Source organism: Streptomyces sp. NPDC056480 (assembly GCF_042795405.1).
Taxonomy (GTDB): domain Bacteria; phylum Actinomycetota; class Actinomycetes; order Streptomycetales; family Streptomycetaceae; genus Streptomyces.
Map to the genome: position 1 here is coordinate 13,815 of NZ_JBHTSA010000091.1, position 19,499 is coordinate 33,313.

18 protein-coding genes are annotated in these 19,499 nt (G+C 73.2%); 14 read left to right on the forward strand and 4 right to left on the reverse strand.

Annotated features, from left to right (window positions below):
- Positions 1-58 precede the first annotated feature (58 nt).
- Entirely contained in the window at positions 59-730 is a 672-nt protein-coding gene (locus ACFQ79_RS30135; RefSeq protein WP_187622686.1) for a 1-acyl-sn-glycerol-3-phosphate acyltransferase, read from the reverse strand.
- Between the two features lie 221 nt (positions 731-951).
- Here ACFQ79_RS30135 and ACFQ79_RS30140 point away from each other — a divergent pair, with 221 nt between their 5' ends.
- From ACFQ79_RS30140 to ACFQ79_RS30150, 3 genes are all read left to right on the forward strand, one after another.
- Entirely contained in the window at positions 952-2,154 is a 1,203-nt protein-coding gene (locus tag ACFQ79_RS30140) for a glycerophosphodiester phosphodiesterase (RefSeq protein ID WP_383589375.1), read from the forward strand.
- Between the two features lie 182 nt (positions 2,155-2,336).
- On the forward strand, positions 2,337-2,993 hold the full coding sequence (locus tag ACFQ79_RS30145) for a sigma-70 family RNA polymerase sigma factor (protein ID WP_383589377.1): 657 nt from the start codon (positions 2,337-2,339) through the stop codon (positions 2,991-2,993).
- A 36-nt stretch (positions 2,994-3,029) separates the two neighbouring features.
- On the forward strand, positions 3,030-3,533 hold the full coding sequence (locus ACFQ79_RS30150) for a GNAT family N-acetyltransferase (RefSeq protein ID WP_383589380.1): 504 nt from the start codon (positions 3,030-3,032) through the stop codon (positions 3,531-3,533).
- 1 nt (position 3,534) lies between these two features.
- Here ACFQ79_RS30150 and ACFQ79_RS30155 read toward each other — a convergent pair whose 3' ends face one another.
- Both ACFQ79_RS30155 and ACFQ79_RS30160 read right to left on the reverse strand, forming a co-directional pair.
- Positions 3,535-3,969: a hypothetical protein gene (locus ACFQ79_RS30155; protein ID WP_383589382.1), complete on the reverse strand. Its 435-nt coding sequence runs from the start codon at positions 3,967-3,969 to the stop codon at positions 3,535-3,537.
- A gap of 2 nt (positions 3,970-3,971) precedes the next feature.
- The gene (locus tag ACFQ79_RS30160) at positions 3,972-4,334 is read right to left on the reverse strand and encodes a hypothetical protein (RefSeq protein WP_383589384.1); all 363 of its coding nucleotides are present in this window, start codon (positions 4,332-4,334) and stop codon (positions 3,972-3,974) included.
- A gap of 573 nt (positions 4,335-4,907) precedes the next feature.
- Here ACFQ79_RS30160 and ACFQ79_RS30165 point away from each other — a divergent pair.
- From ACFQ79_RS30165 to ACFQ79_RS30200, 8 genes are all read left to right on the forward strand, one after another.
- The gene (locus tag ACFQ79_RS30165; protein WP_383589386.1) at positions 4,908-5,975 is read left to right on the forward strand and encodes a methionine ABC transporter ATP-binding protein; all 1,068 of its coding nucleotides are present in this window, start codon (positions 4,908-4,910) and stop codon (positions 5,973-5,975) included.
- The gene (locus tag ACFQ79_RS30170; protein WP_383589388.1) at positions 5,972-6,640 is read left to right on the forward strand and encodes a methionine ABC transporter permease; all 669 of its coding nucleotides are present in this window, start codon (positions 5,972-5,974) and stop codon (positions 6,638-6,640) included. Before ACFQ79_RS30165 ends, ACFQ79_RS30170 begins: the two co-directional genes overlap by 4 nt.
- Before the next feature lie 94 nt (positions 6,641-6,734).
- Positions 6,735-7,562, forward strand: a complete 828-nt coding sequence (locus ACFQ79_RS30175) for a MetQ/NlpA family ABC transporter substrate-binding protein (protein ID WP_383589390.1) — start codon at positions 6,735-6,737, stop codon at positions 7,560-7,562.
- Between the two features lie 196 nt (positions 7,563-7,758).
- The gene (locus ACFQ79_RS30180; protein WP_383589391.1) at positions 7,759-8,394 is read left to right on the forward strand and encodes a GNAT family N-acetyltransferase; all 636 of its coding nucleotides are present in this window, start codon (positions 7,759-7,761) and stop codon (positions 8,392-8,394) included.
- A 67-nt stretch (positions 8,395-8,461) separates the two neighbouring features.
- The gene (cbiE, locus tag ACFQ79_RS30185) at positions 8,462-9,694 is read left to right on the forward strand and encodes a precorrin-6y C5,15-methyltransferase (decarboxylating) subunit CbiE (protein WP_383589393.1); all 1,233 of its coding nucleotides are present in this window, start codon (positions 8,462-8,464) and stop codon (positions 9,692-9,694) included.
- A 327-nt stretch (positions 9,695-10,021) separates the two neighbouring features.
- A complete protein-coding gene (gene cobT / locus ACFQ79_RS30190) occupies positions 10,022-13,468 on the forward strand; it encodes a nicotinate-nucleotide--dimethylbenzimidazole phosphoribosyltransferase (protein WP_383589395.1) in 3,447 nt (1,148 codons plus the stop codon).
- Between the two features lie 306 nt (positions 13,469-13,774).
- Positions 13,775-15,028, forward strand: coding sequence for a uroporphyrinogen-III C-methyltransferase (cobA, locus tag ACFQ79_RS30195; protein WP_383589397.1), 1,254 nt, complete (start codon positions 13,775-13,777; stop codon positions 15,026-15,028).
- Positions 15,029-15,101: 73 nt separating this feature from the next.
- Positions 15,102-15,920, forward strand: a complete 819-nt coding sequence (locus tag ACFQ79_RS30200) for an RNA methyltransferase (protein ID WP_187622675.1) — start codon at positions 15,102-15,104, stop codon at positions 15,918-15,920.
- Between the two features lie 121 nt (positions 15,921-16,041).
- On the opposite strand, the gene ACFQ79_RS30205 is transcribed toward ACFQ79_RS30200, so the two are convergent.
- Positions 16,042-17,271, reverse strand: coding sequence for a serine/threonine-protein kinase (locus ACFQ79_RS30205; protein WP_383589398.1), 1,230 nt, complete (start codon positions 17,269-17,271; stop codon positions 16,042-16,044).
- Between the two features lie 512 nt (positions 17,272-17,783).
- Between ACFQ79_RS30205 and ACFQ79_RS30210 the strand changes: the two genes are divergently transcribed.
- The 3 genes from ACFQ79_RS30210 to ACFQ79_RS30220 all read left to right on the forward strand — a co-directional run bounded on the left by ACFQ79_RS30210 (position 17,784) and on the right by ACFQ79_RS30220 (position 19,424).
- Entirely contained in the window at positions 17,784-17,951 is a 168-nt protein-coding gene (locus ACFQ79_RS30210) for a hypothetical protein (protein WP_187622673.1), read from the forward strand.
- Positions 17,952-18,100: 149 nt separating this feature from the next.
- Positions 18,101-19,087 (forward strand): aminoglycoside phosphotransferase family protein, encoded by a 987-nt coding sequence (locus ACFQ79_RS30215; RefSeq protein ID WP_383589402.1) that lies wholly within the window; start codon positions 18,101-18,103, stop codon positions 19,085-19,087.
- 46 nt (positions 19,088-19,133) lie between these two features.
- Positions 19,134-19,424, forward strand: a complete 291-nt coding sequence (locus ACFQ79_RS30220) for a zf-TFIIB domain-containing protein (RefSeq protein WP_187622671.1) — start codon at positions 19,134-19,136, stop codon at positions 19,422-19,424.
- Positions 19,425-19,499: the final 75 nt, after the last annotated feature.

Sequence of the window (19,499 nt, forward strand, 5' to 3'; positions counted from 1 at the left end):
GGCCCAGGGGAACCACGCGGCCTTCGCCTCGGGAACCACGCGGCCTTCGCCTCGGGGACTACGCGGCCTTCGCCTTCGTGGCGTACATGTCCACGTACTCCTGCCCCGACAGCCGCATGACCTCGGCCATCACCGAGTCCGTCACCGCCCGCAGCACATACCGATCGCGGTCCATCCCGTCGTACCGCGAGAACTCCATCGCCTCGCCGAAGCGGACCGTCACCCGGCCCGGACGCGGGAAGCCCGCACCGCCCGGCTGGATCTTGTCGGTGCCGATCATCGCGAACGGGATCACCGGCGCGCCCGTCATCAGGGTCAGCCGCGCGATGCCCGTACGGCCCCGGTACAGACGGCCGTCGGGGGAGCGGGTGCCCTCCGGGTAGATCGAGAAGATCTTGCCCTCCTCGAGGACCCGGCGGCCGGTCATCAGGGCCGCCACACCACCGCGGCCGCCGTCCCGGTCCACCGGGATCATGCCGACGCTGGTGAAGAACCAGGCCATCGCCCGGCCCTTGACGCCCTTGCCCGTCACGTACTCGTCCTTGCCGATGAAGTAGACCGGACGGTCCAGGCAGATCGGCATGATCATCGAGTCGATGAAGGTCAGGTGGTTGCCCGCGAGGATGACGGGACCGGTCCCCGGAATGTTCTCGGCGCCCTCCACGCGGGGGCGGAACATCAGGCGCATGACCGGCCCGAGCACTGCCTTGATGATCGCGAGACGGGACAACGGTTCCTCCGGTGGGACGCGGGTCAGTCGAGCTGACGGTGCAGCTGGCGACGATACTCGCGGGTCACGTCCGTGCGCACATCGGGTTCACCGAGTGGATACGCAGTGTTGACGTGTGTTTCCGCCACGTTCGGCGTAGGTCTGCCGCCCGTAGGGCCCCGCTGCCTAGCGTCGGAGGCACCCGTCGACAGGCAGCGGGACATGACACAGGAGGACACCACATGACCCAGGGCGAACGCCGGATCCCGGCCCGGCGCACGGTTCTCGGAGCGGCGGGCGCCACCGTCCTCGGCGCCTCCACGGCCCTCGCCGCCGGCGGCGGCGTGGCACAGGCGGCGGCGTCGGGCACCGCCGGAGCCCCGTCCGCCGCGGCGGGCCGCAGCCACGGTCACGGCCGCGGCTACCGCTCCCTCCCCGCCCCCACCGTCATCGCCCACCGGGGCGCCAGCGGCTACCGCCCCGAGCACACCCTCGGCTCCTACCGGCACGCCCTGGACCTCGGCGCCCACGTCATCGAGCAGGACCTCGTCCCCACCAAGGACGGGCACCTGGTCTGCCGTCACGAGAACGACATCACCGGCACCACCGACGTCGCCGACCACCCCGAGTTCGCGTCCCGCAGGACCACCAAGAGCGTCGACGGCGTCTCCCTCACCGGCTGGTTCACCGAGGACTTCACCCTCGCCGAGCTCAAGACCCTCCGCGCCAAGGAGCGCATTCCGGCCGTCCGCCAGGAGAACACCCTCTACGACGGCCGCTGGACGGTCCCCACCTTCGAGGAGGTGCTGCGCTGGGCCGAGGAGGAGGGCCGCCGCCGGGGCCGTGAGATCTGGCTCCACGTCGAGACCAAGCACCCCACCTACTTCCGCTCCCTCGGCCTGGGCCTGGAGGAGCGCCTCGCCAAGCTGCTCCGGCGGTACGGCCGCCACCGCGCCGACTCCCCGGTCTTCCTGCAGTCCTTCGAGCCGACCAGCATCCAGCGGCTCGCGAAGCTGGTCGACGCGCCCGGCGTGGTCCTGCTCTCCGGCGCGACCAGCCGCCCCTGGGACTTCGTCCAGACCGGGGACCCGCGGACGGTCGCCGACCTGGTCACGCCCAAGGGCCTGCGCTGGATCGCCTCGTACGCCAAGGGCATCGGCCCCACGCTCGACCTGGTGATCCCCAAGGACGCGAGCGGCCGCCTCGGCGACCCGACCACCCTGGTCCGCGACGCGCACGCCCAGGGCCTGATCCTCCACCCGTACACCCACCGCAACGAGAACTCCTTCCTGCCCGCGGACTTCCGCCGGGGCACGGACCCGACGGCGTACGGGGACTCCTTCGGGGCCCTGAAGCGCTACCTGGAGACGGGGATCGACGGCATCTTCTCCGACAACCCGGACACCGCCCTGCTGGGCGCGGCGGACTTCACCGCCCGCGACTGACCGACCGCGTACGCGAGCCGACCGCGTACCGAGTCCGACCGCGTACGCGAGGACCGCGTACCGAGTCCGACCGCGTACGCGAGGACCGTGCGGGTCCGCCGATCGGACCCGCACGACCTCCTCACGGGTGGTTTGGCGCCCGAAGCGCAACCGCGGCCGCGTGCCCCGGCATGGTGCGGTGCATGACGACCCCCGTGACCACCCCCGTGACCACCCCCGAGTCCGTCCAGGACACCGCGCCCCAGTCGGGGCCCGACGCCACCCGTGAGTCCGGCCCGGACACCGCGCCCGGCGCGGCCCCCGACGACACCCCCGGGCTCCTCGCCGCCCTCGCCCCGCTCCTCGCCGCCGAGTCGGACGCCGAGGCGCCTGCCGCCGGTGTCGAGCCGAGCGACCTGGAACAGGCCGTCTGGCTCCGCCTCCTGGAACAGCTCCGCGACACGGGAAGCGCCCCCGAGCATCCCGCCGAGTGGTTGCGCCGCGCCGTCCGCGCGGAGGCCCGCCGGGCCCGTAGGACGAGCGACCGCGAACGCCCCTACCGCGACGAACCCGGCCACGACCAGGGCGCCTCCGAGCCCCACGGTTCCCCGGAGTCCTCGCTGATGGCCGCCGAGGGCCGCCGCACCCTGCGCGCCGCCGTCACCAGGACACCCGGCCGCTGCCCCCGGGTGCTGACCGCGATGCTTGCTCCCGAGGACCCCACGTACCGGGAAATCGCAGGAGAGTTGGGTATCTCACAGGGCAGTCTGGGGCCGATGCGTTCCCGTTGCCTGGGATGCCTGCGCAGAATGCTGGCTGCAGAGGTTCCCGCCCCCGGCCGACGGGGAAGGGTGCGGTAAACCGATGATCGACAGATGAGCGGGAGGCGTGCACACATGGGCCTGAGTGTGACCATCTCAGCGGCGGACGCGGCGGACGCGGAGCACATCCTGAAGCTGCAGTACCTCTGCTACCAGAGCGAGGCGGAGCTCTACGGGGACTGGTCCATCGAACCGCTGACCCAGTCGCTCGACGCCCTGCGCGCCGAACTGGCCGAGGGGTACGGGCTGGTGGCCCGGCTCGGCGACGAGGTCGTCGCCTCCGTACGGGCCCGGCTCGACGAGGACGGCACGGTGCGGATCGCCAAGCTGATCGTGCACCCGCGGATGCAGCGGCACGGCCTCGGCGGCCGCCTTCTCGACGGCATCGAGCGCCACTTCGCCGAGACGGCCGGGACGGCGGTGCGGCCGGCCCCGTCGCCCAAGCGCTTCCAGCTCTTCACCGGCCACCGCAGCGAGGGCAATCTGCGCCTCTACCGCAGCAAGGGGTACGCGCAGGTCGCCACCCGCGAGCTCGGCCCCAAGCTCACCCTGGTGACCCTGGAGAAGGCCGCGGCCTGACTCAGGCGGCCGTCGCGGTACGCGAACGGCGCAGCCACCAGATGCCGCTCAGCGGCAGCAGGACCGGAATGAAGAGATAGCCGTAGCCGTAGTCCGACCAGACCGTCGCGTCCGGGAAGGCGGACGGCTCGACCAGCGTCCAGGTCCCCACGATCAGCACGCCCGTGAGCTCGGCGGCGCAGCACACCAGCGCCGCCCTGCGGGCCTTCTCCCCGCCCCGCACCAGCGTGTAGGTGATGAAGGCGTAGACGACGGCGGCCACCGCCGACAGGGTGTACGCGAGCGGCGCCCGGTCGAACTCGGTGGCGATCTGGTAGATCGAGCGCGAGACCGCGCCGACCGACATCACGCCGTAGAGCCAGACGAGCAGGATGCCGGGGCCCGTGACGAGACGGGCCTTCGTGCCCTGTGCCGTCTTCTGCCGCGTCTCGGTCATGGTCAGCCCACCGTCCAGATGTCGTAGAGACGCACTTCGAGCACGGCCAGGACGACCGCGCCGGCGGCCACCGTGGCCGAACCCCACCGGCTGCGCTCCGCGAGCGACATGAAGCCGGCGATGGGCACCGCGCACAGCGCCCCGAGCAGATAGGCGACGAAGATCGTCGCGCCCTCCTCGGCCTTCTCGCCACGCACCAGCTGCACGATCCCGACGATCAGCTGGACCAGGACGAGGAAGGTCACCACGGCCATGCCGATGAAGTGCCAGTCCTTGGTCGACTGGTCGCGGAAGGCGGCGAAGCCGCACCAGGCGGCGAGGGCGAGCGCGGCCACGGAGACCGCGACCGTCAGGACGTCAAGCATGGGCCCGAGGGTATTACGGTGCGAATGGCCCGATGCGCTCGCCCCCCGCGCCGTCGCCACGGGCCCGCGCGCGGACCGTGGCCTTGGCCACAGCCGGCACCCGCAAGGTCCCCGGCGGACCCCTCGCGGGCCCCGGTGCGAGGCACCCGTCCCCGCAGGCCACAGGGGGACGGCGCGCGGAATGAAGGCCTCCGAAGTGTCCGCATGGCGTCTCAATGACGTCCGCTATTCGGACAGCCCCCTTTCGTTCGCACCTGCGCATGCTTTACTTGCAGACATGACCACGACGAGCAGCCGCATCCTTGCGACCGAGGCGATCCCGACGCCCGGTGCTCGTTGTATGTGTCGAATGTGCGCCATCTGAGGGCCCCCGCCTGAGTTTCGCGCCCCGAAGCGAGACCGACGGCCGTGCCGTTCCTCCCGCCTTCCGGCGGTGGACCGTGCCCGCCCCGCGCACCGCCGAGACTCCCGGCCACCCGCCGGACCGGCCTCCGTGCGCCTGACTGTCCGAAGACGAATGCCCCGTGCACGACGGACCCCGCGTCGCGCACTCGACAGTGACGGAAACCCCCTGTGATCACCACTTCGGGCCTGACCAAGGTCTACGAGTCGCGCGGCCGCCAGGTCACCGCTCTGGACGGTGTCGACCTCCACGTCCGCGAGGGCGAGGTATTCGGCGTGATCGGCCAGAGCGGCGCCGGCAAGTCCTCGCTCATCCGCTGCGTCAACCTCCTGGAGCGCCCCACCTCCGGCACCGTGACCGTCGACGGCGTGGACCTCACCGCCCTCGCCGGCAAGGGCCGCCGCGCCGGCAAGGACCTGCGCCGGGCGCGCAGCAGCATCGGCATGGTCTTCCAGCACTTCAACCTGCTGTCCTCCCGCACGGTGAAGGACAACATCGAGCTTCCCCTGGAGATCCTCGGCGTCTCCGGAGCCGAGCGCTCCCGCCGCGCCCTCGAACTCCTCGACCTGGTCGGCCTCGCCGACAAGGCCAAGTCCTACCCGGGCCAGCTCTCGGGCGGTCAGAAGCAGCGGGTCGGCATCGCCCGTGCCCTGGCCGGCGAGCCCAAGGTCCTGCTCTCCGACGAGGCCACCAGCGCCCTCGACCCGGAGACCACCCGCTCCATCCTCCAGCTGCTGCGCGACCTCAACCGGCAGCTCGGCCTCACCGTCCTGCTCATCACGCACGAGATGGACGTCGTCAAGACGATCTGCGACTCGGCCGCGCTGATGCAGAAGGGGCGGATCGTCGAGTCCGGCACCGTGAGCGAACTGCTCGCCACCCCCGGCTCCCAGCTGGCCGCCGAGCTCTTCCCGGTCAGCGGCGCCCACACCGGCCCCGACCGCACGGTCGTCGACGTCACCTTCCACGGCGACGCCGCGACCCAGCCGGTGATCTCGCAGCTCTCCCGCACGTACAACATCGACATCTCGATCCTCGGGGCGGCGATGGACACCGTCGGGGGCAGGCAGATCGGCCGGATGCGGATCGAACTGCCCGGACGGTACGAGGACAACGTCGTCCCGGTCGGCTTCCTGCGCGAGCAGGGCCTCCAGGTCGAGGTCGTCGAGGAGACGCTCACCGAAGAAACGGTTGTCCAGGACGCGGCGACCCTGCTCGTGAAGGAAGGTGCCAAGTGACCTGGTCCGAGATGCAGCCACTGCTGGAGCAGGGCACCCTCGACACCCTCTACATGGTCCTGTGGGCCACCGTCGTCACCGTGGTCGGCGGCCTGCCGCTCGGCATCCTCCTCGTCCTCACGGACAAGGGCGGCCTGCTGCAGAACCTGCCCGTCAACAAGGTCGTCGGTGCGATCGTGAACATCGGCCGTTCGCTGCCGTTCATCATCCTGCTGATCGCCCTGATCCCCTTCACCACCCTGGTCGTCGGCACCTTCATCGGCCCCACCGCCATGATCGTGCCGCTCGCCATCGGCGCCATCCCCTTCTTCGCGCGCCTCGTCGAGACCTCCATCCGCGAGGTCGACCACGGGCTCGTCGAGGCCGTCCAGGCCATGGGCGGCGGCATCCCCACCATCGTCCGCAAGGTGCTGCTCCCGCAGGCCCTGCCCTCGCTGATCGCGGGCGTCACCACCACGGTCATCGTCCTCATCGGCTACTCGGCGATGGCCGGCGCGGTCGGCGGCGAAGGCCTCGGCTCCAAGGCCGTCACCTACGGATACCAGCGCTTCGACACCACGTTCATGCTGGTCACCATCGTGATCCTGGTTCTGATCGTGACCGTCGTCCAGCTCATCGGCGACGGGGTCGTACGACTCCTCGCCCGCCGGGGCCGTACCGCGTAACGGCTCCCCGGCCACCCCAAGACTTCGTCCTTCGAAGAACAGCCCGGACTTGTTGTCCAGGCGACCACCGCACCACCGGAAAGAGGCACTCTTCGTGCGTAAGAACATCAAGCTCACCGCCGGTATCGCCGCCACCGCCGCCCTCGCCCTCGGCCTCAGCGCCTGCGGCAGCGCCGACGCCGGCGACTCCAAGGCACTCGTCGTCGCCGCGTCCCCGACGCCGCACGCCGACATCCTCAACTACGTCAAGGACAACCTGGCCGAGAAGGCCGGCCTGAAGCTGGAGGTGCGGGAGTTCACGGACTACGTCCTGCCGAACACCGCCACCGAGACCGGCCAGGTCGACGCCAACTTCTTCCAGCACAAGCCGTACCTCGACGACTTCAACAAGAAGAACAACACCCACATCGTCCCGGTGGTCAACGTCCACCTGGAGCCGCTGGGCCTCTACTCCAAGAACATCAAGTCGGTGAAGGACATCAAGGCGGGCCAGACCATCGCCGTCCCGAACGACACCACCAACGGCGGCCGCGCGCTCCAGCTGCTCGCCGAGAACGGCCTGATCACCATCAAGCCGGGTGTCGGCACCAACGCCAAGCTCTCCGACATCACCGACAAGAAGGGCCTGGAGTTCAAGGAGCTGGAGGCCGCCACCGTGCCCCGCGCCCTGAACGACGTGGACGCCGCCGTCATCAACGGCAACTACGCCATCGAGGCCAAGCTCTCGCCGGCCAAGGACGCCATCGCCCTGGAGAAGGCGGACGGCAACCCGTACGCCAACTTCCTCGCCGTCAAGGAGGGCAACGAGAAGGACGCCCGCGTGCAGAAGCTCGCCAAGCTCCTCAACTCGCCCGAGGTGAAGAAGTACATCGAGGACACCTACAAGGGCTCGGTCATCCCGGCCTTCGGCGCCGCCAAGTAGGCTCCACCGTCCGAGGGACCGTCAGACCGGTTCCCCCGTACAGTCCTTGAGCAGAAGGCCCCCGCACCCCGTCCGGTGCGCGGGGCCTTCGCCACACCCCCCACCCGACACCGACCCGGCCATGCGCAGCGGCGCCCACATGCTGCATGCTGTGCGTTCACGGTCGATTCGGACGGTCCACGGCATGGAGCTGCGCATGACTACCACCTTTCCGGACATCTCCATCAACACGGACCGGTTGGTGCTGCGCGCGCTCGAGGAGGGAGACGCCCCCGCCCTCGCCGAGATGATGAACGACGAACTCGTCGGCGCCTGGACCGCGGTGCCCCAGCCCTTCACCGAGGCGGCCGCCCGCCGCTGGATCACCGAGTACGCGCCCGCCGAACGCGCCGCCGGCCGGGGCATCGACCTCGCCGTCACCGAATTCCTCACCCAGCGCCTGGTCGGCATCATCCAGCTGGGCAAGACCGACTGGCGGGTCCGCTCGACCGAACTCTCCTACATCGTCGCCCCCTGGGCCCGAGGCGAGGGATACGCCTCCGAAGCCGCCCTCGCCACCGCCCAGTGGCTCTTCGGCGACCAGAAGTTCGAGCGTCTCGAACTGCGCACCGCCGCCGACAACACCGCCTCCCAGCAGGTCGCCCAGAAGATCGGCTGCATCAGCGAAGGCGTCCTCCGCAACGCCTGCATAGCCCGCACCCGCACCGAGGACGGCAACTGGACCGAGCTGCGCACCGACTTCATCGTCTGGGGCCTCCTCCCCGAGGACCTCGACGACGTCGCCGACCAGATGGCCGAGGCCGGATACTCCTCGTACACCGACTGGAGCTGAGCCCGGCGCCCCCACCCGGGGTACGCTCGGCACGCCCCCGACCTGCGACGACACCAGGAGACGACGAATGGCCGACCGCGTCACGGTGATCGGCTGGGACGGCTCGCCCCTCACCGCGGCGGCCCGGTCCGCGCTCTCCGCCGCCACCCTGGTGGCGGGCGCCGCCCACCATCTGGCGCTGCCCGAGGTCCCGCCCGGCGCCGAACGCATCCGCCTCGGCAGCGTCGACCTCGCCGCCCGCCGCATCGCCGGACACCGCGGCACCGCCGTCGTCCTCGCCGACGGCGACCCCGGCTTCTTCGGTGTCGTCCGCACCCTGCGCGCCCCGGAACACGGCCTGGAGGTCGAGGTCGTCCCCGCCGTGTCCTCCGTCGCCGCCGCGTTCGCCCGCGCCGGGATGCCCTGGGAGGACGCCCGGATCGTCGTGGCCCAGCAGCGCACCCTGCGCCGCGCCGTCAACGTCTGCCGCGCCCACCCCAAGGTCGCCGTCCTCACCTCGCCCGGCGCGGGACCCGCCGAACTCGCCCTGCTCCTCGACGGCGTCCACCGCACCTTCGTCGTCTGCGAGGAACTCGGCACCGACCGCGAACAGGTCTCCGTCCTCACCTCCGACAAGGCCGCCGACCACAGCTGGCGCGACCCGAACGTCGTCCTCGTCATCGGCGGCACCGCGGGCGGGCCCCCCGCCGCCCCCTGGCTGATGGGCCAGGACCCGGCGGCGCCCCCGGTCCGCGGCTGGGGCCTGCCCACGGAGGAGTACGACCCCGCAGGGGGCGGCGCCCGGACCCGGGCGGGCGAGGACCCCTCCCTGCGCGCCGCCCAGCTCGCCCGCCTCGGGCCCCGCACCGGCGACCTCGTCTGGGACATCGGCTGCGCGGGCGGCGCCTTCTCCGTCGAGGCGGCCCGCTTCGGCGCCGCCGTCATCGCCGTGGACCTCGACCCGACGGCCTGCGCCCGCACCGAGCAGGCCGCCCGCCGCCACGGCGTACCCCTCCAGACCGTGCGCGGCCGGGCCCCGCACGTCCTGGAGAGCCTGCCCGAACCCGATGTCGTCCGCGTCGCGGCCGGCGGGGTCGCCGTCGTCACCGCCTGCACCGACCGACGGCCGGAACGCATCGTCGCCCACGCCTCCACCCGGGACGAGGCCGAGGCCATCGGCGCCGCCCTCGCCGACGGCGGCTACACCGTCGAGAGCCTGCTCCTGCAGACCGTCGGACTCGACCCGCACGACTGGTCGGAACGCGAGCGTTCGGTCGTCTTCCTGCTCTCCGGCCGCAGGACCGACACCCCCCACGCGTAGTCCCGGCACCCCCCACCCGTGACCGTGCCGCCCGCCGGGCCAGGTAGGCTGGCCGATTGTTGTACCGCATCCGGACGTTCGGCGCTTCGTTCGTCAATGTCCTGAATGGGTGGCCGCATTGCGCCGCTGACGTGGTACGCGACAAGGGGGGACCGCGCGACGTGGCGCAGTCCACAGCGCACCGTGGCAAATCTCCCTGCCACGAGGGCCCGCGGCCGCGACAATGTGATGGATGTCCGCGTGTCCTTCGTGCCGCGCGGCGCGCGCGCTCGTTCTTGTCGACGGGCGCAGGTCTGAAGGAACACAAGCGATGGGCGAGGGGTACGCATGACGGACACCGGCCAGGTCCCGGGCGAGGGGCTGCCGGAGAACGCAGGCATGGTCGAGCAGCCGGGCATCCCCGCACCGGGCGCGTACACCTTCCTGGACCCCTCCGAGCACACCACCGAGGACGACGACCTTCTGCTGATGCCGGGCGCCCAGGGCGCCTGGAGCGAGCACCCGCCGGGCGTCGCGCCCGCGCCCCCGGTCGCCCTGCAGCCGCCGGCGGCACCCGTGGTCCCGAACCAGGCCGTGCACCCGGTGGCCCCCGAGGCGCCGGCCGTGATCGGTGACCCGCTCACCGACCCGCTGCCGGACCCGCTCACGGCCCCGCTGGACTCCGTCGCCCTCGCCGACGTCCTCACGGCCCCGCAGCACCAGGCCCCGACGCAGGGCGTCCCGCCGGGCACCCCGGCGCACGGCGTCCCGCTCGCCGGCACCCCGGCCCACGGCGTCCCCGTGGAGCAGCTCACCGGCACTCCGGCGCACGGCATCCCGCTGGAGCAGGTCGCCGGCACCCCCGCGCACGGCGTCCCGGTGGACCGGCCGACGGGCACGCCCGCCCACGGCATCCCGCTGGACCAGCTCGCCGGCACCCCGGCGCACGGCGTCCCCGTCGCCCCGCAGGAGCAGGCGCCCACCCAGCACGGCTATGAGCCGGGCATCCTCGACACCGGCGCGCACGAGGCGGCGGGCCGCGACTCCGGCTCCGTCGACCTGAGCGGAGTCCGGGTGCCCCCGCCGGCCCCGGCCCCGCAGCAGGCCCGCCGTCCGCTGCACATGGGACCGCCCCTGCCCGAGGCCGGCGGCGTCGTCCTCTCGCTGGCCGACCGCGGCCCCGCCGCCGCGCCCGCACCGGCCCCGCAGCCCGCGCCGGTCCCCGTGCCCGAGCCGCTCGTGGCCACCGTCCCCGCGCCGATGCCGGTACGGAACCCGGGTCCGCCGACCGGCGGCCCCGAGTACTTCGAGATCGCGCAGGACCAGCAGCTCGCGCCGCAGGGCGCCGAGCCGTGGGCCGCGCAGCCCCAGGAGCCCGCGGCACCGGAGCTCCCCGCAGAAACGGTCGTCCCGCAGAGCGGGCAGTTCGTCCAGGTCGAGGGCAACGTCCCGACGACCCCCCACCTGGCCCCGGTCCCGGCGCCGGAGCCGACCCCCGCGCCCGAGGAGCCGTCGGAGCCCGAGGCACCGGTGGCCGTCGAGCAGACCGCACCGGAGGCCCCGGCGGAGACGCCCGAGGTCCAGGCCGTCGTCCCCGCCCCGCGCGAGGGCGAGCCGGCCGCCGAGGCCCCCGAGCCCGCGCCGGCCGAGGAGCCCGTGGCCGCACCCGCGGCCGAGCAGGCACCGGAGGCCGGGCCGCAGCCCGAGGAGCAGCCGGAACCCGTCGCGGAAGCCGTCGCCGAGGCCCCGGCCGAGCCGGTCGCCGTGGCTGAGGAGCAGCCCGCGGAGGAGCGGCCCGCGGAGGAGCAGCTCCCCGAGGAGGCCCCCGTCGTGGCGGTCGCCGAGGAGATCCCCTTCGTACCGGAAGAGGCCCCCGAGGCCCTGCCCGAGCCGACCCCGGAGGCCGTGCCCGAGGCGGCGCCCGAAGCCGAGGCCCCGCAGGCCGAGGAGCCGGTCGAGGCCGAGGAGCCCGCCGCCCCCGAGGCACTCGTGGAGGCCGAGGAGGCCGAACAGGCCGAGCCGCAGCCGGAGACGGCCCCCGTCGCGGAAGAGGAGGCCGAGTCGGCCCCCGCCCCCGGCTACGACGACGCCGAGCGCGAGGCCGTCCTCCGCGTGATGCGCGAGCGCCGCGACATCCGCAACGGCTTCCGCTCCGACCCGATCCCGCACGAGGTGCTGCTCCGCGTCCTGGAGGCGGCCCACACGGCGCCCAGCGTCGGTCACTCGCAGCCCTGGGACTTCGTCGTCATCCGCTCCGCCGAGACCCGGCAGTCGATGCACGAGCTGGCCCGGCGACAGCGCGAGGCCTACGCCAAGTCGCTGCCGAAGGCCCGGGCGAAGCAGTTCAAGGAACTGAAGATCGAGGCCATCCTCGACACCCCGGTCAACATCGTCGTGACGGCGGACCCGACGCGCGGCGGCCGTCACACCCTCGGCCGCTACACGCAGCCGCAGATGGCCCCGTACTCCTCGGCGCTCGCCGTCGAGAACCTCTGGCTCGCCGCCCGCGCCGAGGGCCTCGGCGTCGGCTGGGTCAGCTTCTTCGACGAGCGCGAGATGGTCCGCACCCTGGGCCTCCCCGAGCACCTCGAAGTGGTCGCGTACCTCTGCGTGGGCTACGTCGACGAGTTCCCGGAGGAGCCCGAACTGATGCAGGCGGGCTGGTCCAAGCGCCGCCCGCTGGCCTGGGTCGTCCACGAGGAGACGTACGGCCGCCGTGCGCTGCCCGGCGAGGAGCCGCACGACCTCCTCCAGGAGACCATCGCCAACATCCGCCCGCTGGACGCGAAGGCGCTCGGCGAGGCGTGGGAGCGCCAGAAGCGGATGACCAAGCCGGCCGGCGCGCTCGGCATGCTGGAGATCATCGCGGCGCAGCTCTCCGGGCTCTCCCGGGTGTGCCCGCCGCCGATCCCGGAGCCGGCGGCCGTCGCGATCTTCGCGGGCGACCACGGCGTCCACGCCCAGGGCGTGACGCCCTGGCCGCAGGAGGTCACCGGCCAGATGGTGGCCAACTTCCTCGGCGGGGGAGCGGTCTGCAACGCCTTCGCCAACCAGGTGGGCGCTGAGGTCTGCGTCATCGACGTGGGCGTGGCGTCCGAACTCCCGGCCACCCCCGGTCTCCTGCCCCGCAAGGTCCGCCCCGGCACCGCAGACTTCACCACGGGTCTCGCGATGACCCGCGACGAGGTGCTCGCGGCGATCGAGGTGGGCATCGAAACGGCCCGCGACCTGGTCGCGGCCGGTAACAAGGCCCTGCTCACGGGCGAGATGGGCATCGCGAACACCACCGCGTCCGCCGCCCTGATCTCGGTCTACACGGGCGTCGACCCGACGGAGGTCACCGGCCGGGGCACGGGCATCAACGACGAGACGCACGCCCGCAAGGTGGACGTCGTCCGTCGTGCCCTGGACCTGCACAAGCCGGACCCGGCGGACCCGATCGGCGTCCTGTCGGCGGTCGGCGGCCTGGAGCACGCGGCCCTCGTCGGCCTGATCCTGGGCGCGGCCTCGCTGCGTACCCCGGTGATCCTCGACGGCGTGTCCACCGGCGCGGCGGCCCTGGTGGCCCGCGCGATCGCGCCGGAGTCCCTCGCGGCCTGCATCGCCGGACACCGCAGCGCCGAGCCGGGCCACGTGGCCGCGCTCAACAAGCTGGGCCTGCGCCCCCTGGTCGACCTGGACCTCCGTCTCGGCGAGGGCACGGGCGCACTGCTCGCCCTCCCCCTGGTGCAGAGCGCGGCCCGCGCGATGCACGAGGTGGCCACGTTCGACTCGGCTGGCGTCACCGAGAAGTAGCACCACCGGCGCGGCCCCCACCCACGTACGGGAGTGGGGGCCGCGCCGGAGCAGGGTTCGGGACGTAAAGCGTGATGTGTGGCGCGAAAACAGGCTTAGCGTTCTCAGGGCCCGGGGCGCCGTAAATCATGCAGTCCCGAACCCTGTTCCGGAGCGGCCCCCACGTCACCCTCCACGGCGGGGAGATCCGTCACAGCGTGACGTGCCCCCGCCACAGATATCCTGGTCGCAGGCGCCCCGCCGCCGCCCACCAGCCGCTCCATCGCAGCAGCGGCCAGCACCCGCCCTCCGAGGAGCCGCTCACCCATGGCCGAGCACGCCGAGCACACCGCCCAGCCGACGACGCACCCCGCCTACCCGGTGGGCCTGCGCCTGGCCGGCCGCCGCGTGGTCGTCCTGGGCGGCGGCCAGGTCGCCCAGCGACGCCTCCCCGCCCTGATCGCCGCGGGCGCCGAGATCACCCTGATCTCCCCCTCCGCGACCCCGTCCGTGGACGTGATGGCGGAGACGGGCGAGATCACCTGGATCAAGCGCCGGTACGAGGAGGGCGACCTCGCCGACGCCTGGTACGTCCTGGTCGCGACCACCGACGCCGCCACGAACGCCGCCGCCTCCGCCGAGGCCGAGCGGTCCCGGACCTGGTGCGTGCGCTCCGACGACGCCGAGGCGGCCACCGCCTGGACCCCGGCGACGGGCCGCAGCGAGGGCGTGACCGTCGCGGTGCTCACCGGCCACGACCCGCGCCGCTCGGCGGCCGTCCGCGACGCGATCGTCGAGGGCCTGCGGGACGGTTCGATCGCGGCCCCGCAGCACCGCGCGCGTACCCCCTTCGTGGCGCTGGTCGGCGGCGGCCCCGGCGACCCGGACCTGATCACGGTGCGCGGCCGCCGGCTGCTCGCCGAGGCGGACGTGGTCATCGCCGACCGCCTGGGCCCGCGCGACCTGCTGGACGAACTGCCCCCGCACGTCGAGGTGATCGACGCGGCGAAGATCCCGTACGGCCGGTTCATGGCCCAGGAGGCCATCAACAACGCGCTGATCGAGCACGCGAAGGCGGGCAGGTCCGTCGTACGGCTGAAGGGCGGCGACCCGTTCGTCTTCGGCCGGGGCATGGAGGAGGCGCAGGCGCTCGCCGCCGAGGGCATCGCCTGCACGGTGGTGCCGGGCATCTCCAGCTCGATCTCGGTCCCGGGCGCGGCCGGCATCCCGGTGACGCACCGGGGTGTGGCGCACGAGTTCACCGTGGTCAGCGGTCACGTGGCCCCGGAGGACCCGCGCTCCCTGGTCGACTGGGCGTCGCTCGCGAAGCTCACCGGCACCCTGGTGATCCTGATGGGCGTGGACAAGATCGGGAAGATCGCCGAGGCGCTGATCGCCCACGGCAAGGCTCCGGAGACTCCGCTCGCCCTGGTCCAGGAGGGCACGACGGCCTCCCAGCGCCGGGTGGACGCGACGCTGGCGACCGTGGCGGAGACGGTGCGGACGCAGGAGGTCCGTCCGCCGGCGGTCATCGTGATCGGCGAGGTCGTCACGGAAGGCCCGGACCGCCTGGTCGAGTAGCACCGCCCAGGAGCGGGCGACGCACCACCGCACACACATTGGCACCACACCCCGGACAAGGCAGTATCACCTCGTGGCCGAACTCATCACGATCGACGACCCCGACGACCCGCGCCTGCGCGACTACACCGGTCTGACCGATGTCGAACTCCGCCGCAGGAGGGAACCGGCCGAGGGCCTGTTCATCGCGGAGGGGGAGAAGGTCATCCGCCGGGCCCGTCAGGCCGGGTACGAGATGCGGTCGATGCTGCTCTCGGCCAAGTGGGTCGACGTGATGCGGGACGTCATCGACGAGGTCCCCGCGCCGGTGTACGCGATCCAGCCGGACCTCGCGGAGCGCGTGACCGGCTACCACGTGCACCGGGGCGCCCTCGCCTCGATGCAGCGCAAGCCGCTGCCGGACGCGGCGGAGCTGCTCGTCGGCGCCCGCCGGGTGGTGGTGATGGAGTCGGTGAACGACCACACCAACATCGGCGCGATCTTCCGCAGCGCCGCGGCGCTCGGCATGGACGCGGTGCTGCTGTCGCCGGACTGCGCGGACCCGCTGTACCGCCGCTCGGTGAAGGTGTCGATGGGTGCGGTGTTCTCGGTGCCGTACGCCCGGCTCGACACATGGCCGCGGGGCCTGGAGGCGGTACGGGAGGCGGGCTTCAAGCTCCTGGCGCTGACGCCGGCCGAGAAGGCGATGTCGATCGACGAGGCCGCTCCGCACCGTATGGAGCGGGTGGCCCTGATGCTGGGCGCGGAGGGCGACGGTCTGTCCACGCAGGCGCTGCGGGCGGCGGACGAGTGGGTCCGCATCCCGATGGCGCACGGGGTCGACTCGCTGAACGTGGGCGCGGCGGCGGCGGTGGCCTTCTACGCGGTGGCGACGGGCCGCCCGGAGTCCTGAAGGGCTCAGGCCCCAGCCCGAACCCCAAGCCGAAGCCCAACCCGAGCACCGGCCCAAGGTGCCGCCCCAGCCCGCCGGACACCGGACACCGGGCCCGGGCCCCAGGCCCCGTCCCGGGGATCTACCCCTGAAGGGCCTGGGCGGCGGCGATGCCCAGGGCCACCACCAGCGTCACCACCACGAAGACGAAGAGCCGCTGCCGGAGCAGCCGCGGGTTGGCGGGCCGGCGGCCCGTGGAGGTCGACCGCGCACCCGGCCGGGTCGCTGGTCGGCCACCGGTCCGGGGCCCGCCGGGCCGGGACGTCGGCCCGGGCCCGCGCCCGCCGCGCTCCCGCTCCGCACCACGCTCGGTGCCACGATCCGCGCCGCGCTCCGTACCCCGGTCGCCGCCTCGCTCGCCGCCGCGCTCGGCGCCCCGCTCCGGCCCACGACCGGGCACGTCCCGCTCGGTGTAGCGCTCGGTCGGCCGGACGACGTTGCGCTCCTCGGCGCGCTCCCGCTGCACGGGCGGCCGTGACACCGGCAGCCCCTGCGCCTCGCGCGCGGCGATCTCCTTGAGCCGCATCGACAGCTGAAGGGTGCTGGGACGGTCCTCGGGGTCCTTCGCCAGGCAGGCCCGGATGAGCGGCGCCAGCGCGTCCGGCACGCCGTGCAGCTGCGGCTCCTCGTGCACGACGCGGTAGAGCATGACCTCGGAACTGCCGTGCCCGAAGGGCGAGTCGGCCATCGCCGCGTACGCCAGCGTGGCACCGAGCGAGAACACGTCGGTGGCGGGGGTGACGGCCGCGCCGCGCACCTGCTCGGGGGCGAGGAAGCCGGGGGAGCCGACGGCCGTACCGACATGGGTCAGGGTGCTGGCCCCGGTGGCCCAGGCGATGCCGAAGTCGATGATCCGGGGGCCCTTGGGGGAGAGCAGGATGTTCGAGGGCTTGAGGTCCCGGTGCACGACCCCGGCCTCGTGGACGGCGACGAGCCCCTCCGAGAGCGCGGCCCCGATCGAGGCCACGTCGGCGGCGCGCAGTGAGCCCTCCTCGGCGACCCGGTCGTGCAGCGAGGGACCGGGCACGTACTGGGTGGCGAACCAGGGGCGCTCGGCCTCCAGGTCGGCGGCGACGAGCCGGGCCGTACAGCCGCCGCGGATCCGCCGGGCGGCCGAGACCTCACGGGCGAACCGGGACCGGAACTCCTGGTCCTCGGCCAGATCGGGCCGGATCACCTTGAGCGCCACCCGCTGGCCGCGCCGGTCGGAACCCAGGTACACGACGCCCATCCCGCCGGCCCCCAGCCTGCGGTGGAGCCGGAACGACCCGACGATCCGCGGATCCTCGCGCCGGAGCCGCATCATCGCCATGTCCGTCCCCTCGTCCGTTCGACGTGGCACAGCTTACGTAGTGGCGCCCGTACGTGCTCATAGGCCGCGCCCTCGCACCCGGATCGATTGTCAGTGCTGAGGGGTACGCGGGGGGAATGCGTGCCTTCGGCGGTCATCCCAACCTCCCGCCCGGTCAACCTAGTTGGCGATCCGGCGAAGGCGGACCGGGGGTGCGACGGGAGGCCCTCCCGACCCCCTCCGACCAGGGGGTTCGCGCGACGCCCCGGGAAGTGAGCGAAGTCACGCCCCGGCCGCCCCTCCGGCGGCCCGACCGGCACCCCTCAGGGAAGACCCGGGGTTCCGCGCCCCCGTCTCCACCCAGGGGAGTACACCGTACGACCGGGCGTCATCCTCCGGGAGGCCCGCAAGTCGGTACGCGGGCATGACGACCGGGCGCTCCCGGCTCCCTAATGTTGAGGTCAAGCGGCGGGTGCAGCACTCGTCCCCCGAGGTCAAGCACCCGCCGCGCCAGACACGACAGGAGAGGAACCATGGCTTTCACGGCATCGCGGACGAGCACCCAGCCTTCGAGCCGGCGTCACCCGCTGGTGGCCACCGCCATGGTCCTCCCTCTCGCGGCCCTGCTCGTGGTCGTCTTCGGCGGCTGGGACGCAGTGGTCACACAGGCGTCGTCCGTGGGCGTGATGCTGGGGCGCTGAGCAGCGCCCCGGACCCGGGAGAGCGGCCCGGGTCGGGACATCCGGCCATCAACCCCGTGGGGACGGGGGTGCGGCGGACGGCAGCGTGGGGCCGGTCAGCTGGGGAGCTGACCGGCCCTCGCGCGTTCCCGCACCGTACGCTCGCCCCCGTGGACTTCCCCGACCGGCCCCTCCTCGACGGCCTCGCCGCGTACGCGCACGCCGCCGCCCACCGTCCCGGCACGCCCTGTCGCTGTGCGGGTGATCTCGTGGGGGTGCTCGCGGACCGGGACGACGGGACGGTCGTACGGCACGGGCGCCTGGTCGCGAAGGCGCACGCTCCCGGCACCGACCCCGAGGAGCACCGGGCGCGGATCGCGCTCGCCGCCCACCCGGACGTCCGCGAGGTCTTCCTTCCGCCGCTCCCGCTGTCCACGCCGGGCGAACTCGGCGGCCGGCCGGTCAGTGTGTGGCCGTACGGCTCGCCCGTCGACCCGGCCGACCCCGACGCCGCCCCGTGGGAGGAGGCCGCGACACTGCTCGCCCTGCTCCACCGCACGCCGCCGCCCGCGGGGCCGGCCGGCCGGCTCCCGGAGATGAGGGCGCCCGTCAAGGCGGCCCTCGCCGTGGACCGGATGCGCGGGACGGCACCGGACCACCCGGCCGCCACGACGGTCCTGGCCGCCTGGCGGTCGATCCCCGGGGGCGTCGCGTCCGACGGTCCCCGCCTCCTCTGCCACGGCGACTTCCACCTGGGCCAGCTGGTCCGCGACACGGGACCCGCGGAGTCCGCGGGCGGGCCCACCCCGCCCCCCGCCCGCTGGCGCCTCATCGACATGGACGACGCCGGTGTCGGCGATCCCGCGTGGGATCTGGCCCGCCCCGCGGCCTGGTTCGCGGCCGGCATCCTGCCCCCGGAGATCTGGTCCCGCTTCCTCGGCGCCTACCAGGAGTCGGGCGGCCCGGCCGTGGGCCCGGATCCCTGGGTCCAACTGGATGTGCCCGCCCGTGCCCTGACGGTCCAGACGGCGGCGCTCGCCGTGGCCAAGTCGACGGCCGAGGGCCGGCCGCTCGACGAGGTCGAGGAGGTGATGATCGACACCTGCGCCCGTATCGCCGGGCATCGAACCGACTCGGCCGCCGCGGCGTCCACATAAGGTGAAGTCACCATTCGTACGGCGAAGTCAGGGAGTTGAGCCGAGCATGCAGTGTCCCAAGTGCCATGCGGCCATGCACACGTACAACCGCAACGGCGTCCAGATCGAGCAGTGCAGCGGCTGCCGCGGGATATTCCTGGACTACGGCGAGCTGGAGTCCCTGACCCGCCTGGAGTCCCAGTGGGTCCAGCAGGCTCCGCCCGCCCCGCCGGCCCCGCAGGCCTACCCGGCCGCGCAGCCCGCGGCCCCCGCCTGGGGCGCCCCGCACCACGGCGGCCACCACGGCGGCGGTCACTACCGTCAGCGTGGTTTCGGCCGGATGCTCTTCTCCTCCTGACCGGGGGTGCACCGTGCACCGGGACTCCCGGTGCACGACGGGCCTCCTCGTACAGGAAGAAGCCCCGTGCACGAA

Bases quoted from the DNA above. Each gene is read 5' to 3' on its own strand.
- ACFQ79_RS30210 (WP_187622673.1), top strand. From the start codon at position 17,784: ATGGCTTTCACGGCATCGCGGACGAGCACCCAGCCTTCGAGCCGGCGT.
- ACFQ79_RS30150 (WP_383589380.1), top strand. From the start codon at position 3,030: ATGGGCCTGAGTGTGACCATCTCAGCGGCGGACGCGGCGGACGCGGAG.
- cobA (WP_383589397.1), top strand. From the start codon at position 13,775: ATGGCCGAGCACGCCGAGCACACCGCCCAGCCGACGACGCACCCCGCC.
- cbiE (WP_383589393.1), top strand. From the start codon at position 8,462: ATGGCCGACCGCGTCACGGTGATCGGCTGGGACGGCTCGCCCCTCACC.
- ACFQ79_RS30180 (WP_383589391.1), top strand. From the start codon at position 7,759: ATGACTACCACCTTTCCGGACATCTCCATCAACACGGACCGGTTGGTG.
- ACFQ79_RS30160 (WP_383589384.1), bottom strand. From the start codon at position 4,334: ATGCTTGACGTCCTGACGGTCGCGGTCTCCGTGGCCGCGCTCGCCCTC.
- ACFQ79_RS30140 (WP_383589375.1), top strand. From the start codon at position 952: ATGACCCAGGGCGAACGCCGGATCCCGGCCCGGCGCACGGTTCTCGGA.
- ACFQ79_RS30145 (WP_383589377.1), top strand. From the start codon at position 2,337: ATGACGACCCCCGTGACCACCCCCGTGACCACCCCCGAGTCCGTCCAG.
- ACFQ79_RS30220 (WP_187622671.1), top strand. From the start codon at position 19,134: ATGCAGTGTCCCAAGTGCCATGCGGCCATGCACACGTACAACCGCAAC.
- ACFQ79_RS30205 (WP_383589398.1), bottom strand. From the start codon at position 17,271: ATGGCGATGATGCGGCTCCGGCGCGAGGATCCGCGGATCGTCGGGTCG.
- cobT (WP_383589395.1), top strand. From the start codon at position 10,022: ATGACGGACACCGGCCAGGTCCCGGGCGAGGGGCTGCCGGAGAACGCA.
- ACFQ79_RS30155 (WP_383589382.1), bottom strand. From the start codon at position 3,969: ATGACCGAGACGCGGCAGAAGACGGCACAGGGCACGAAGGCCCGTCTC.